The sequence below is a fragment of the Verrucosispora sioxanthis genome, from assembly GCF_010560025.1.
Classification (GTDB): Bacteria; Actinomycetota; Actinomycetes; order Mycobacteriales; family Micromonosporaceae; genus Micromonospora; species Micromonospora palythoicola.
Genome location: NZ_SAIY01000004.1, coordinates 163,175 through 177,092, shown reverse-complemented (window position 1 = coordinate 177,092; position 13,918 = coordinate 163,175). Strand labels below are relative to the sequence as shown.

The window sequence follows — 13,918 nt, the reverse complement described above, 5'->3', positions numbered from 1 at the left end:
CGTCGTCACCGCCGGTGACCCGATCCTCGGGCCTCACCCCAAGCGGGTGAGGTTGAGCGACCGGGCCTCGGGGACCCCTCCTGCGGAACATGAGCGACTGGGAGGAGGGGCCCGATGGCGGACGCGACCACGCGGTTTTTCGAGGACCTCGACCAGCAGGGGTACGAGCCTCTGCTGGCGAAGACCTCCGGATCCCTGCGCTTCGACCTGCACGAGGGGCCGCAGACCACGCACTGGCTGATGCGGATCGACCGGGGCAACGTCCAGGTCAGCCGGCAGGACGTGGAGGCCGACACGGTGGTCGGTACCAGCCCCGCGCTGTTCGAGGAACTGGTCACCGGCCGGGAGAACGGGCTGGCGGCGCTGCTGCGGGGGGACATGACGGTCACCGGTGACGCCCGCCTGGTGGTGCAGGTCGAACGGATCTTCCCCGGGTCGCCGTACGCCCGGGGACCGCAGCGCTACCGGAAGGGGGTGCAGTGATGGCGCCCAGCCACACCGTACGGATCCTCGACGGCAACAACTTCGTCGTCAGCGAGGCGACCGGGGACATCGAGGCGACACCGACCGAACCGACGGGACTGTTCTCCATCGACACCCGCTTCCTCTCCAAGTGGGTGCTCACGGTCAACGGCGAGCGGCTGAACGCCCTCTCCTACGACGACCTCCAGTACTACGAGTCGCGCTTCTTCCTGGTGCCCGGGCTGGCCACCCACTACGTCGACGCGAAACTGTCGATCATCCGGGAGCGGGCGGTCGGTGGGAGCTTCCGGGAGGACATCACCATCCTCAACCACGATGAGAAGGCGGTCGACCTGGAGATCCGGATGGACGCCGCCTGTGACTTCGCCGACCTGTTCGAGGTCAAGGACGAGATTCTCAACAAGAAGGGCGAGATCTACTCCGAGGCCGAGCCGGACCGGCTGCGCCTGGGCTACCGGCGCGGCAACTTCAAGCGCGAGACGATCATCTCGTCCTCCGCGCCGGCCCGGTACGACCGCAACGGCTTCGCGTACTCCATCCACCTGGAACCGAACGAGCAGTGGGACACCCACATCGACGTGCAGACCCTGGCGGTCGGCCCGGGCGGTCGGGATCTGCGTCTCGGGTTGCAGGCGCACGGCACCGAGCGGCTTGCCCTGCAACACGACCTGGAGGAGTGGATCGCCAAGGCGCCGACGGTGAACAGCGAGCACGACCGGTTGGCAGCCACGTACCGCAAGTGCATCGTCGACCTGGCCGCGTTGCGCTTCTCGCCGCTGTCGCTGGGTGGTCAGACCCTGCCCGCCGCCGGCCTGCCGTGGTTCATGACCATGTTCGGCCGGGACAGCATCCTGACCTGTCTGCAGACGCTGCCGTTCACCCCGCAGCTGAGCGCGACCACGCTGCGGATCCTCGCGGCGCTGCAGGGCACCCGGTTCGACGACTTCCGGGAGGAGGACCCCGGGCGGATCCTGCACGAGATGCGGTACGGCGAGAGCGCCGCGTTCGAGGAGCAACCGCACTCGCCGTACTACGGCGCGGTCGACTCGACGCCGCTGTTCGTGGTGCTGCTCGACGAGTACGAGCAGTGGAGCGGAGACGCCGCGCTGGTCAAGGAGTTGGAGCAGGAGTGCCGCCGGGCCTTCAAGTGGATCGACGACTACGCCGATCTGGTCGGCAACGGCTACATCTGGTACGAGCGGCGGAACACCGACACCGGCCTGGAGAACCAGTGCTGGAAGGACTCCTGGGACTCCATCTCCTACCGCGACGGCACCCTGCCGCCGTTCCCCCGGGCCACCTGCGAGGTGCAGGGGTACGCGTACGACGCGAAGATGCGCGGCGCGCGGCTGGCCCGCGAGTTCTGGGACGACCCGGCGTACGCCGACCAGTTGGAGCGGGAGGCCGCGGCCCTGAAGGAGCGGTTCAACCGGGACTGGTGGGTCGAGGACGGCGGCTACTACGCGCTCGCGCTGGACCCGGACGGACGACAGTGCGACGTGCTCAGCTCCAACATCGGCCACCTGCTCTGGAGCGGGATCGTCGACGACGAGCGGGCCGAGCAGATCGCCCACCACCTGGTCGGGCCACGGCTGTGGAGCGGCTGGGGGGTGCGGACCCTGGCCGAGGGCGAGGTGCGTTACAACCCCATCGGCTACCACAACGGCACCGTCTGGCCCTTCGACACCTCGTTCTGCGCCTGGGGTCTGCGCCGGTACGGCTTCGCCGAGGAGGCCGCCATGATCGCCAACGGCATCCTGGACGCGGCCCGGTACTTCGACGGACGGCTGCCCGAGGCGTTCGGCGGTTACCCGCGTGAGCAGACGAAGTTCCCGGTGGAGTACCCGACGGCGTGCAGTCCGCAGGCGTGGTCGACGGGGGCCCCGCTGCTGTTGCTGCGTACGATGCTCGGTCTGGAGCCGCACGAGGGGCACCTGGCGGTCGAGCCGCGGCTGCCGGTCGGCATGGGTCGGATCGAGGTGTTGGACATCCCCGGTCGCTGGGGGCGGGTGGACGCCTTCGCCCGTGGCCGGGTGGACCTGCACTCGCGCGGCGGGTGACCGGCGTGGCCGGGTCGCCCGACCGGGCGACGGGTGATCCGGCCACGTTCCGGCGGACCACGGCGACCACCGTCCCTACCGGTGCGTAACCTACTCGGGGTAAAGTTCCGGAATGCCGGAACTCGTGTACCCGCCCGTTATCGCCGCCGCCAAGACGATGTTCCGGGTCCTCGACCTCAGGCTCACCGTCGAGGGCGACCACCACGTTCCCCGTACCGGCGGGGCGGTGCTGGCCAGCAACCACGTCAGCTACCTGGATTTCATCTTCTGCGGACTTGGTGCCCTCGAGTCACGGCGACTCGTCCGGTTCATGGCCAAGGAGTCGGTGTTCCGGCACCGGGTGTCCGGGCCGTTGATGCGCGGCATGCGGCACATCCCGGTGGACCGGCGCGCCGGCGCCGACTCGTACGCCGCCGCGGTCGCCGCGCTGCGCTCGGGTGAGGTGGTCGGCGTGTTTCCCGAGGCGACGATCAGCCGCTCCTTCACCGTCAAGGAGCTCAAGAGCGGAGCCACCCGGATGGCCCGCGAGGCGCAGGTACCGGTGCTGCCGGTCGCGCTCTGGGGCACTCAGCGGCTGTGGACGAAGGGACGTCCGCGTACGCTCACCCGCCGGCACACCCCGATCACCATCCTGGTCGGCGAGCCGATGGACCCGTCCGGCTACCCGGACCCCGCCACGATGACAGAGGAACTGCGTACCCGGCTGAGCGCGCTTGTCGACCGGGCACAGCGGGAGTACCCGGACCAGCCGGCCGCACCGGCGGACCGGTGGTGGTTGCCGGCGCACCTCGGCGGCAGCGCGCCGACCCCGCAGGAGGCGGCGGCGCTCGACGCCGCCGACCGGCGCTCCGCGCCCCGCTGAACAGGTCGAGCCTGCGGGGCCGGCGGCCTACCGCTGGCCGGACGCCGCGTCGTACGGCTGCGCGTCGGCGTGCCTCGGCCGGTAGTAGTCCTCGCGGGAGTGGAACTCCACCGGCAGGGCACCGGGCAGCAGCACCCGGCCCGTGCCGCTGAGCGACGCGGTCCGGGTCAGCCGGGCCAGCGCGTCCCGCTCCGGCGGGGACAGGTCCACCAGCTCCGGCCGGACCAGCCGGAACGTGGCGATCGCGTGGCGCAGCTGCCGGGCGAGTTCGCCGATCCGGTCGCCGGGACCGACCAGGGCGAGCGCCGGCTGCCGGATCGTCCGCAGCGCGTCACAGACCACCAGCAACGTCGCCGGGTTGCCGCCGGTGGCGGGCGCCAACTCCAGCCGGGACGGCCACTGCCAGCGGATCTGTCCGCTGACCAGTGCGGGCAGGCGGGCTGTCCCGCGCCGCCTGGCACCCAGGTCGGTGCGCTGCCGGTCCCCGCCGACGTACGTCAGCCGGTGGTCGGTGACGGTGAGCGCCACCGGAGCGGGCAACGACCAGGCGCGGTAGGCGTCGCTGGGACCGAGCAGATACCCGGCCACGTCCACCCGGTGGCGGTCGAGCACGTGCTCGCCGCTCGCCGGGACCAGCTCGTGCCGCCGGTCCAGCACCGGGCCGGTACCGTCGTCCACCGCGTCGAACCGATGCGGCGCGATGAAGAACGGAGACGCGTCATCGTGCATCGTCGGAAACCTCCGGTGCGGACGGCTGCTACGCATGAGCCTCGCCGAGACGTCCGCCGCTGTCATGACGCCCGTTAGGGGGTCGGCCGATCGGTCGACGCCCGCGACCGGTAGATACCAATTTCCTCCGGTCGGACGAGTCCGTCCTCGATCGCCCGGGCGAGCAGCGCCGCCTTCGTGGCGGCCGGGCGGCCGGCCCGCGTGTACTTGATCCGCGCCCGGTCGACGTACTGCTTGACGGTGTGCTCGCTGATCCGCATCCGCCGGGCCACCGACGCCTTGGACATCGACTGGAACCACAGCAGCAGCGCCTCACGTTCCTTGTCGGACAGCACCGGCCGGTCCGGTCGCGGATCGCCGACCATCGCGCCGGCCAACGCCGGCGCGACGTACGGCCGATCGCTCGCCGCGTCCAGCACGGTCGCCACGCAGTGTTCCCGTCCTTCGTGCTTGGCGAGGAACGCCACCGCCCCGGCGTCCAACGCGGCGAGCATCGTCGCCGGGTCGGAGTGTTCGGAGTAGACCACCACCCGCCGTCCGGCGGAACTCAGCTCGGCGAGCTTGTCCAGCACCAACCGTCCGTGTAATCGCAGGTCGAGGAGGATCACGTCGGCCTGCGGTGCCGCTCGCAACACCTCGTCCGGATCGTCACCGGTGGCCAGCACGGTCAGTCGGGGCTCGGTGGCGAGCCAGGCGCGCACCCCGTCGATGACCACCGGGTGGTCGTCCACGATCGCCACACCGACGGGCCGTCCCGGCGTCACCGGTGCCAGCTCGTCTGCGTCCATCTGATCTTCCCGTCCCGTTCGTAGAGGTGCTCCACCTGCCCGTCGTCGTCCTGCACCGGATGCCCGGGGTCGTCCGGGCCCTCCCGGTCGGGGGTGACGAGGCTGACCACCACCTCGTCCGGGCTGGAGACGACGGTCAGCCGGGCCCAGTCCCGTGCGTCCGCGAGCCCGGCGGTGAGCGGATCCGCCAGGCTCCGGCGGATCCGCACCGGCAACGGTGGCGGTGAACCAATTGTGACCAGGTCGATCGGCAGGCCGTTGCGCTCGGCCAGATCGGCTGCGGCGCGCAGTTCGTGCAGCAGCGGGTGGGGCACGTCGTCGGACTCGGCGATCAGGCGACGCAGCCGAGCGGCAGCGCGTACGCAGCGGCGCTGGACCTCCGGGTCGGCCGGATCGGCCTGCCCGCGGGCCAACTCGGTGAGCACCTCGCTGGCGGCGCGACTGACCAGGTTCAGCCGCTCGCCCCGCTCGTGCCGGGCGCGTTCGGCGGCTTCCCGCTCGGCCACCATCGCGTTCGTGGTCGCCGCCGTGGCGGCCCGCTGCCGGGACAGCGCGGCGAGCGCCGCCGCCCCGGCGAAGACCGCCACCGGCAACGACGACGTGCCGTAGAGAGCCATCGTGGCCCGGGCCAGATCGGCGGCGTGCGTCGCGCCGTGCAGCACGACGGCGGTCAGCGCGGTGGCCGCGTGCGCGGCCAGCAGGACCAGCAGCCGGCCAACCGGCCGCCCCAGAGCACCACCAGGAAGAACCAGGCGAGGGTGCCCCCACCCAGTTCGCCGGGCTGAACAGGTGCGACCGACCGACCGTGGCGAAGACCGCCACGTCCACCACGAGCAGCAGGCCGGCCAGTGGCGCCGCCGGCAGCGGCGTGTCGCGTAGCAGTCGGATCCCGGCGATCACGCCGAGCGCCGCCACGAGCAACCAGCCACCCAGCACCACCTCGGGCACGGCCAGCGCCGACCCGGCGGCCAGCACCGCGGGCAGCCCGATGGCCAGGTGCCAGACCAGCGCGATGGTGACCGCGACGATCCGGGCGCCCCGGTCGGAGGTGCGGGCCACCGCGGCGGCCGCCCGGACCGCACCGATCTCGTCGGACGCCGGACTCAGCCGCTGGGCCGGTACCGGACCTGGCCGGGTCCGCCACGGGAGGAACACCGCTCTGCCGGACCGTGGCCGAAACCCGGTCTCGCTCGCCCCGGGGCCGCCCGGCAACCGCTCAGCCGACATCCGACCACTCCAGCCGGATCCGGGTGCCCCGACCGGGAGCGGAGTCGATGTCGGCGTGGCCTCCGATCGTCGCCATCCGGCCTCGTACCGACTCGCGCAGGCCGTACCGGTGCGCCGGCACGCTGCCCGGGTCGAAACCGGGACCGTCGTCGCTCACCTCGACCGTGACGGTGCCGGCGAACCGACGCAGTCGCAGTGTCGCCCGCGCGCGGGGAGCGTGATTCACCACGTTCGCCAGCGCGGCGTGTGCGCTCTCCGCGACGGCCTCCGCGACCGGCGCCGCCACCGTGCAGGGTGGTAGGTCGGCGGCGACCGGTAGGCCGGGCAGCCGCGCGAGCACCGCCCGGAGGCGCTCGTCCAGCCGGGCCGTCGCGTCGTGCGGCACGGAGCGCGCCTCCGCCAGGGCGGCGAGGGTACGCAAGTCGGTGGCACACCGCTCGCGTAGCGCGGGGGACGGCTCGCTCACCGCGCCCTGCCCGACCATGGTGAGCGTCGCCAGCACCGTGTCGTGCAGGTCGCGGTTCTGCTGTCGTTCCGCCTCCCGCGCGATCCGGGCGACCGTGGCGTTACGGGTGGCGCGCTGCGCGGCCACGAACGCGGTGTCGGCGCGGGCGATACGTCGGCGCATCACCGCGGTCATCATCGCCGTGCAGCCGGTCTGGACCAGCAGGGTGACCGCGTGGGCCCGCGCCTCGGTCGAGTTCCCGGCGGCGTGCGCACCCGTGGCGTACGCGGCGACGACCAGCAGCCCGGCCGGAATGGACAGCCGGGCCGGAGCGGTAGCCTGAGCGTTGATCACGGTGGTGCTCGCCAGCACCGCGATCCAACTCGCCTCGCCGGGCAGCACCTCGGGCGCGACCAGGATCGGAATCGCCAGGCATGCGGCGCTGGTCAGCGCCACGTCGACGGCGACGAGTGGGTTGCCGAGGTCGTACCGCCAGGCGCGCAACGCGTACCAGAGCGACCAGGCGGTCAGCACCGCCACAGCCGGTAGCAGCAGTTCCGGACGTACCGGTGGGGTACGCACGGCGAGCGCCACCGGGAGGCAGAACAGCCCGCAGGAGAGCCGCAGCAGCGCCGGCAACCGGGTGAAGATGAACGCGAACGCGCCAGCGGCCGGGCGGTCCACCGTGGCGGGTGACGTGATCGGGTTGGGCAGGGCCGGCATCGGGAAGGCGTCCTTTGCGACAAACGACCCGATCCGGGTGCGCGCTGCGGAGATCGACGCCGAAGAATAACACACGGCAGTGGCGATGATGACCGTCGGTGACGTCGAGATGGACGCTACGTCGCCCATCCGTCACACTCAGCCGCTGTCGTCCTCGCGGAGCCCCACACAGTCCTGCTGCCAGAAGGTGGCCGAGTAGACGAACGTGCCGGTCATCCACGGCTCGTAGCCGGAGAGTCTGGCCACCTGGAAAGCGGGGGCCGGAATGCGCAGCGACGGTCGACGAAAGCCCAGGTCGCCGCCGACGGCGAAGCCGAAGCGGGAGTAGAAGCGGGGGTCGCCCTCCAGGAACACCGCCGGCACGCCCCGCTCGTCGAGCAGGCGCAGCCCGTGGGTGATCAGAGCGCCGCCGATGCCGCGCCGCTGCCGGTCCGGTGCGACCGCGAGCGGGCTGAGCACCTGCACCGGTACGAGGCGACGCGGCGCGTCGAGCAGGCTGCGGGTGAACAGCACGTGCCCCACGACCTCGTCGTCCTCCTCGGCGACCAGGCTGAGGGCCTCCGGATCGTCGTCCCGCAGCGCCCGCACGAGCGCCGCCACCACCTCGCCGTGGCTGCCGAAGGCCAGCCGGTGCAACTCGTGCACGGCATCCCGATCGGCTACCAGTTCCTCGCGCAGGCGCATGGCGTGGACCGTACGGCCTGCGGGTTGCCCGGGCCAGCGATATCCGGCGTCGGCCGGGGCATCGTGTTAAATTTACCAACATCTATGCACTAGGGGTGGCATGAAGATCCGACTCGCGGTCGGGGCCGTACTCACCGCCGGTCTGGTCGCCGGCAGCGTCGGCGTCGCCGGCCTGGCCGGCGCGGTCCCGAACGCCGAACGTCCATCCGACGCCCTCGGTGACGCGGCACCCGCGTTGCTCGCCGTCGGCGACTTCGACTTCTCCCGGCCCGAGACGGTTGCCACCGGCCTGCAGGTGCCGTGGGGGATGGACTTCCTGCCCGACGGCAGTGCCCTGGTCGCCCAACGACCCACCGGGCAGGTGGTGCGGGTCCGACCCGGCCAGGCACCGGAGCCCGTGGTCACCATCTCCGGCGTGACTCCGGTGAGCGAGGGCGGCCTGCTCGGGCTGGCCGTGTCACCGACCTACGCCCAGGACGGCTGGATCTACGTCTACTTCACCACCGCGACCGACAACCGGATCACCCGGTTCCGGCTCACCGCACCGCAGACCCAGCAACCTGTCCTCACCGGGCTGAACCGTGCGGCGATCCACAACGGCGGCCGGATCGCGTTCGGACCCGACGGCATGCTCTACGTCGGAGTGGGCGACGCCGGACAGACCGCGTCGGCGCAGGACCCGCAGAGCCGCAACGGCAAGATCCTGCGCATCCGACCCGACGGCACCGTTCCGCCGGACAACCCGACCGCCGGCTCGCCGGTCTACAGCCTCGGCCACCGCCACGTGCAGGGGCTGGCCTGGGACGCCCAGGGCCGGCTGTATGCCACCGAGTTCGGTCAGAACACCTGGGACGAGATCAACCTGATCGTCGCCGGCGGCAACTACGGATGGCCCACGGTGGAGGGTAGGGCCAACGACCCCCGCTTCCGTGACCCGCTGCTCACCTGGACCCCGGCGGAGGCGTCACCGAGTGGTGCGACGATCGCCGGGAACCGGCTCTTCGTGGCCAGCCTGCGCGGCAACCGGCTGTGGAACGTGCCGCTGAACGGCTCCGGCGGGGTCGGCACTCCCACCGCCGAACTGGCCGGCAGCTACGGGCGACTGCGCACCGTCGAGTACGGTCCGGACGGTTGGCTCTGGGTCACCACCAGCAACCGGGACGGCCGAGGCACGCCGGCCGCCACCGACGACCGCATCCTGCGCTTCCCACCCGGCGACGGCACCACGCCACCGCCGACCACGCCACCCCCGACGATGCCGCCCCCTACGACGCCCCCGCCCACCACGCCGCCTCCCACGACGCCCCCGCCGACCACCGGGCCCGCGAACTGCGCGGTGAGCTGGACGGCCAACCAGTGGAACAGCGGCTTCACCGCGGACGTCCGGGTCACCAACCGGGGCGCCGCCCTGACCGGCTGGACCGTGACCTGGTCCTTCGGCGGCAACCAGCAGGTCACCAACGCGTGGAACGCACAGGTCACCCAGTCCGGCAGGAACGTGACCGCGCGCAACGCGGCCTGGAACGGCAGCCTGCCGACAAACGGCACGGTGAGCTTCGGCTTCCAGGCCACCTACTCCGGCACCAACGACCGCCCCACCGACTTCCAGCTCAACGGCACCCCCTGCCAGCCCAACTGACCATCGATCTTCACCACTCAGGTTGAGTCGATCTTGGACAGTTCCCGTTCGCGAAAAACGGGAACTGTCCAAGATTGACGGCGGCGGTGTTGCCGGCAGGGGTGAGCGAGGATGGTGGGATGTTGCGATCACCTCATGGGCTCCTGCTGGACTTCGGTGGGGTGCTGGCCGACGCACCGCGTCAGCCCCCGGCGCCACCGGATCTGGTACATCGGCTGTCTGACCTGGTAGGCCGCGCGGTGTCGACCGAGCAGATCGCCGCCGACCTGACCGAAGGCGGTCAGATGTACGCGCGGTGGCGTGACGACGCCGGCCGCTCGGCCGAGCCGGCCGAGCTGCCACACACCCGGGTGTGGGCGGATTTCGTGACGCGTACCTGGCCCGAACCGGCCCGCGCGGCGGTCGAGGCAGCGGCGACACCGCTGGCGTACGCCTGGGCATGGCGATCGGAGTGGCAGGTCCGTCCGGGCATTGCGGAGGCGTTGCGGGCCGCGGCCGAGGCGGATCTACCGATGGCGGTGGTCAGCAACGCGCTCTGCGGGGCGGCGCATCGGGACTTCCTCGCCGCTGCCGGGCTGTCCGACCTGTTCGTGGCCGAGTTCTACAGTGACGAGGCCGGGCTCCGCAAGCCCAATCCCCGCCTGGCCTGGCTGGCAGCCGACGCCGTCGGCGTACCGATCGGCGACTGCTGGTTCGTCGGCGACAGCGTGCACCGCGACGTGGCCTGCGCTCGTCGGGCCGGTGCCGGCGCCGCAATCCTGATGCGCTCGCCCCGCACCGACCGCGAACCGTCCCCACCCGACCTGCGACCGGACGCCCGGGTCGAGGACGGTCACGGCCTCCTCGCCCTCCTGCGGCAGCGCGGGCGCGTTGCCGCAGGCTGACGACGAGGAGACGTGGTGCGCGCCCGGCAGGATTCGAACCTGCGGCCTTGGGATTAGAAGTTGAAGCCGGCTCATGATCCTGGGTGCTTGGCAGTCCGCAGGGGTATCTATCTGTCCAGCTAGATACCCCTGCCGATCCCAGTCCATAGTGCTCGATAGCGCCGGATGCTAGGCCGTCCGGGCTCACACCGGGCTCACTGGTGGCTTTTAGTGGAAAGCCCGTAACTTTCCGGGGGCGATGAGGGTGCCGAGCCGGGTCAGCTTCTGCCAACTCTGCCTTCTGATCTAAGTTGCCACCCCTGGTAGGGGCGATGAGGACACCAACGCCGAGCATCTGTGCGCCGACGCCAACAACTAGTTGCGACCCCTGGTAGGGGCGATGTCGGAGTACAGGGCCGGGTGTACAGGCAGGTACGCCAGAGCGTACAGAGATCCACGTCCCTGAAGAGCCCCGTGGAACGTGCCCAACTGGTCCAGGACGAACAGCGGCGCGGTGATCCTCAACGACGGGCACGTCGACATCGCCTCGGTGCACCGCGACGGCGTATTCACCACGACGGTGAAGGACACCACCGTCGAGGGCCTGGCCAAAAAGCCCGCGGGCGAGCAGGCCTACTGGCACGACCCGGACGACGTGGTGCTGCAGCTGCTGCCGGAGTCGAGGACCTCGGTCCCGAACGACCCGCGGTACGCCTGCCAGACGGGGCCGCCGGCAGCCCTGTCTGGCAGGTCTCGCAGACCCAGCAGGCCGGATTGCTGTGGCCGGGCTGGTCGACCGAGCACCTCGAGCAGGCCGCCCACCCCGATGGGATTCGGTGGACGCTTGCCGGGGCGGTCACTTCACCGACACCCGTGCCGCGGCACCCGGCTGGAACGTCTCCGCCCAGGTCAGCGACTTCACCTCCGACAACGGTTCGGTCAGCGGCGCGTTCCTCGGCTGGGAGCCGAACGTCTGGAGCAGGCCCCGGCGCAGGAGGTGACGCCGGGTCCCACGGTGCCGGGCAGTCTTTCCGGCGGCACCGGTCTGACGACCGGCTGTGTCCTCGGATCGGCGCCGGCCGGCGCCGGCCGCGGAACCGCTCAACTGGACGCTGGTCTTCGGCTGGAGCTGCCCACTGACACCGCTCCCGGCACCTACGCCGCCACCCCTACCCTCACCGCGATCTGACCCGGCCCGGAGTCGGGTCACGACGAGTCGTTGGCGGATGTCGCAGGCTACTGCGGCATCCGCCACACCGGGGAGCGAGGTGATCTCGTCGGGACGGACGTTCCCGTGTTCGATTTACAAGATCACCGCCCTGCTGCCACTGGTGGCAAGCAGGGCGGCCAGGAAGTCCGAATCAGCGGGCTACCGCGCGTACCACGTCCATTGGGCCGACGACCGCGTCGAGACCGGCCGCGGACAGTTCGGCGATGATCGCCTCCGGTGACACGACGTACCATCTGTAGGCGGCAGTGACCTCGCGTACCGGTTGGCCGTCTTGGTCGAGCACCCGGTAGCGCATCCGCCACCGCAGAGTGTCCGGTCCGTCCGGCTGTGCCGCTCCGTTGCCCACATAGGTGTGGTCACCCACCCGCACCCTCACGAACTCCGCCTCCGGAATCTCCATCGGCTCTGCCGGCGGTTGCGCGTTGACCACCAGGGGCGCACCGTCGGCGAGCTTGTCGCGCAGCCGCCCCCACAACTCGCGACGGGCGGGCGGTGCCAGATGCCCGATCATGTTCATCGCGACCGCGCCGCCGATCCGGTCCGGCAGGGGGACGTCCTGCGCTGCGGCGGCCACCACCGTGACCCGCTCCCGCAGCTCGGGGATGGGGCCGAGTCGGCAGAGCAGGGCCGCGCGCTGGACGGCCGACGGCTCGACCGCCAGGATCCGCGCGGCCGGTAACACCTCGGCGATGAGCAGGGTGCCGAGCCCGCTGCCCGCTCCGAGGTCCACAATAGGGCCCGCCTGCGGTGCGGCGCCGGCCAACGCGGACCGTACCGGATCACGCAGCGCCTGCCACGCGTCGAGACTGAGCAGGTCGAGGAACTCGCCCGAGTCGTGGTATTCGTCGCCGTTCATCCGTGCCCTCTCGTAGTGGTTGTCGCTTATGCGACCGGCGGTGGAGACGAGGTCGCCTCCACCGCCGGTCACCGGGATGTCAGTGCGCCGACAGCGTGCCGCTGATCTCGTTCGGGACCGCGTCGAGCGTCACCGATCCGACGACCTTGCCGGTGCTGAGGTCGAGCCGGTGCACCTGCTTTGTGGCGGGCTCGGTGATGTAGGCGTCGTCACCGCGGACGAACAGGGCCGGGCGCGGCTCCTGCCACTGCATCGGTTCCTGCCACGCGCCGACCACCGGCCACGAGTTGGTCAGCTTGCCGGAGGCGGGGTCGACCACGTGCAGCTTGCCGTCGGTGCCGAGGATCAGGCCCTCGCCCTGCGGACCGCGGGCCAACGAGCGGAAGCTGTAGCTGACGCCTTCGGGCATCGGCACGACCTGGAGCTTCTGGGCCGCCGTGTCGATGAGCGCGAACTGCTCGGGGAACTCGCGCTCCGCGTCCGGCTCGACCTTGTAGTCGCCGAGCAGGACGGGCGACTTCTCGCTGCCCACCTGGGTGGCGACGGCGCCGTACGCACCCGCGCTCCTGACCTTCACGAAGGCGCCGTTCTTGAACAGCAGTACGCCGTCCGTGCAGCCGAGGCCCACGACCTCGCCCTGGGCCACCGCCTCGCCGTGCACGCCGGGGCACTCCTCGCTGCGGGCGATCTCCTTGCCGTCCTTGTCCAGCGCGATAGCTCCCGGGCGCGACTCCTCCGTGCCGAGGGTCACGACCAGGGTGCCGTCGGCGAGTTCCACGGCCACGCCGTGGTGCGGCTGCGCGGTCTTGTACTGGCGTCCCTCGGGCTTGCCGTCGGCGAGGGTCTTCGGGTCGAAGCTGTGCACCTCGCCGGTGCCGTCGGTGAACAGCACGGTGCGGTCACCGTGCAGCACGACGTGGCCGGGCTTGGGGCCCGGATAGCTGATGTCGGTCATCTTGCCGGCGCCCGCGTCGAGGACCTGGAACCCGGACTCAGTGGAGACGAAGACGTTGCTGTCGTTGCCGGCCGGGTTCACCCGGTTGAAGCCGGGCAGGGTGACGTTGTGCGCCACCTTGAGCGCCTCGCCGTCGAGCACGTAGATGCCGCCGTCGTAGGTGATCGCCACCGGCTCCTGCACCGAGGCCGCGGCGGACGAGCTGGCCGACGGTGCGTTGCCCTCGTCCGCATCGGACGCGCACGCGGTGAGCGCCAGCGTGGCCGCCACCAGGGCGGCCGCGCCGCTGATTCTGCGATGCCTCACGAACTACTCCTCAATTGCAACTGACAATCATTTCTATTAACTCTACACGGGGTGCTTCCCGGCCCGA

The 13,918-nt window shown here is 71.2% G+C and carries 12 protein-coding genes and 1 pseudogene; 6 read left to right on the top strand and 7 right to left on the bottom strand.

All coding sequences use genetic code 11. The features are described 5' to 3' along the window. Positions 1-114: 114 nt before the first annotated feature. The 3 genes from ENC19_RS13580 to ENC19_RS13570 all read left to right on the top strand — a co-directional run bounded on the left by ENC19_RS13580 (position 115) and on the right by ENC19_RS13570 (position 3,405). Complete coding sequence (locus tag ENC19_RS13580) at positions 115-483, top strand: SCP2 sterol-binding domain-containing protein (RefSeq protein WP_164447560.1); 369 nt, start codon at positions 115-117, stop codon at positions 481-483. After that, positions 483-2,543 (top strand): amylo-alpha-1,6-glucosidase, encoded by a 2,061-nt coding sequence (locus ENC19_RS13575; protein WP_164447559.1) that lies wholly within the window; start codon positions 483-485, stop codon positions 2,541-2,543. Before ENC19_RS13580 ends, ENC19_RS13575 begins: the two co-directional genes overlap by 1 nt. Before the next feature lie 112 nt (positions 2,544-2,655). Beyond that, positions 2,656-3,405: a lysophospholipid acyltransferase family protein gene (locus ENC19_RS13570; RefSeq protein WP_164447558.1), complete on the top strand. Its 750-nt coding sequence runs from the start codon at positions 2,656-2,658 to the stop codon at positions 3,403-3,405. A gap of 27 nt (positions 3,406-3,432) precedes the next feature. Here ENC19_RS13570 and ENC19_RS13565 read toward each other — a convergent pair whose 3' ends face one another. From ENC19_RS13565 to ENC19_RS13545, 5 genes and pseudogenes are all read right to left on the bottom strand, one after another. After that, positions 3,433-4,134 (bottom strand): hypothetical protein, encoded by a 702-nt coding sequence (locus ENC19_RS13565; protein ID WP_164447557.1) that lies wholly within the window; start codon positions 4,132-4,134, stop codon positions 3,433-3,435. Positions 4,135-4,208: 74 nt separating this feature from the next. Next, positions 4,209-4,922: a response regulator transcription factor gene (locus tag ENC19_RS13560; protein ID WP_164447556.1), complete on the bottom strand. Its 714-nt coding sequence runs from the start codon at positions 4,920-4,922 to the stop codon at positions 4,209-4,211. Next, a pseudogene (locus tag ENC19_RS31410) lies at positions 4,895-6,149 on the bottom strand (hypothetical protein). Before ENC19_RS31410 ends, ENC19_RS13560 begins: the two are co-directional and overlap by 28 nt. After that, positions 6,139-7,317, bottom strand: coding sequence for a sensor histidine kinase (locus ENC19_RS13550; RefSeq protein ID WP_164447555.1), 1,179 nt, complete (start codon positions 7,315-7,317; stop codon positions 6,139-6,141). Before ENC19_RS13550 ends, ENC19_RS31410 begins: the two are co-directional and overlap by 11 nt. Positions 7,318-7,455: 138 nt before the next feature. Beyond that, entirely contained in the window at positions 7,456-8,001 is a 546-nt protein-coding gene (locus ENC19_RS13545; RefSeq protein ID WP_164447554.1) for a GNAT family N-acetyltransferase, read from the bottom strand. Positions 8,002-8,101: 100 nt separating this feature from the next. Here ENC19_RS13545 and ENC19_RS13540 point away from each other — a divergent pair, with 100 nt between their 5' ends. From ENC19_RS13540 to ENC19_RS13530, 3 genes are all read left to right on the top strand, one after another. Beyond that, entirely contained in the window at positions 8,102-9,640 is a 1,539-nt protein-coding gene (locus tag ENC19_RS13540; RefSeq protein ID WP_164447553.1) for a PQQ-dependent sugar dehydrogenase, read from the top strand. 119 nt (positions 9,641-9,759) lie between these two features. Then, on the top strand, positions 9,760-10,524 hold the full coding sequence (locus ENC19_RS13535; RefSeq protein ID WP_164447552.1) for an HAD family hydrolase: 765 nt from the start codon (positions 9,760-9,762) through the stop codon (positions 10,522-10,524). 815 nt (positions 10,525-11,339) lie between these two features. Further along, positions 11,340-11,504 carry a hypothetical protein gene (locus tag ENC19_RS13530; protein WP_164447551.1) on the top strand — a complete coding sequence of 55 codons (165 nt, stop codon included), beginning with the start codon at positions 11,340-11,342 and terminating at the stop codon, positions 11,502-11,504. Positions 11,505-11,864: 360 nt separating this feature from the next. On the opposite strand, the gene ENC19_RS13525 is transcribed toward ENC19_RS13530, so the two are convergent. Together ENC19_RS13525 and aztD are read right to left on the bottom strand one after the other, a co-directional pair. Further along, on the bottom strand, positions 11,865-12,662 hold the full coding sequence (locus ENC19_RS13525; protein ID WP_309246315.1) for a class I SAM-dependent methyltransferase: 798 nt from the start codon (positions 12,660-12,662) through the stop codon (positions 11,865-11,867). A 7-nt stretch (positions 12,663-12,669) separates the two neighbouring features. Beyond that, positions 12,670-13,851 carry a zinc metallochaperone AztD gene (aztD, locus tag ENC19_RS13520; RefSeq protein ID WP_164447550.1) on the bottom strand — a complete coding sequence of 394 codons (1,182 nt, stop codon included), beginning with the start codon at positions 13,849-13,851 and terminating at the stop codon, positions 12,670-12,672. Between the last annotated feature and the right edge of the window lie 67 nt (positions 13,852-13,918).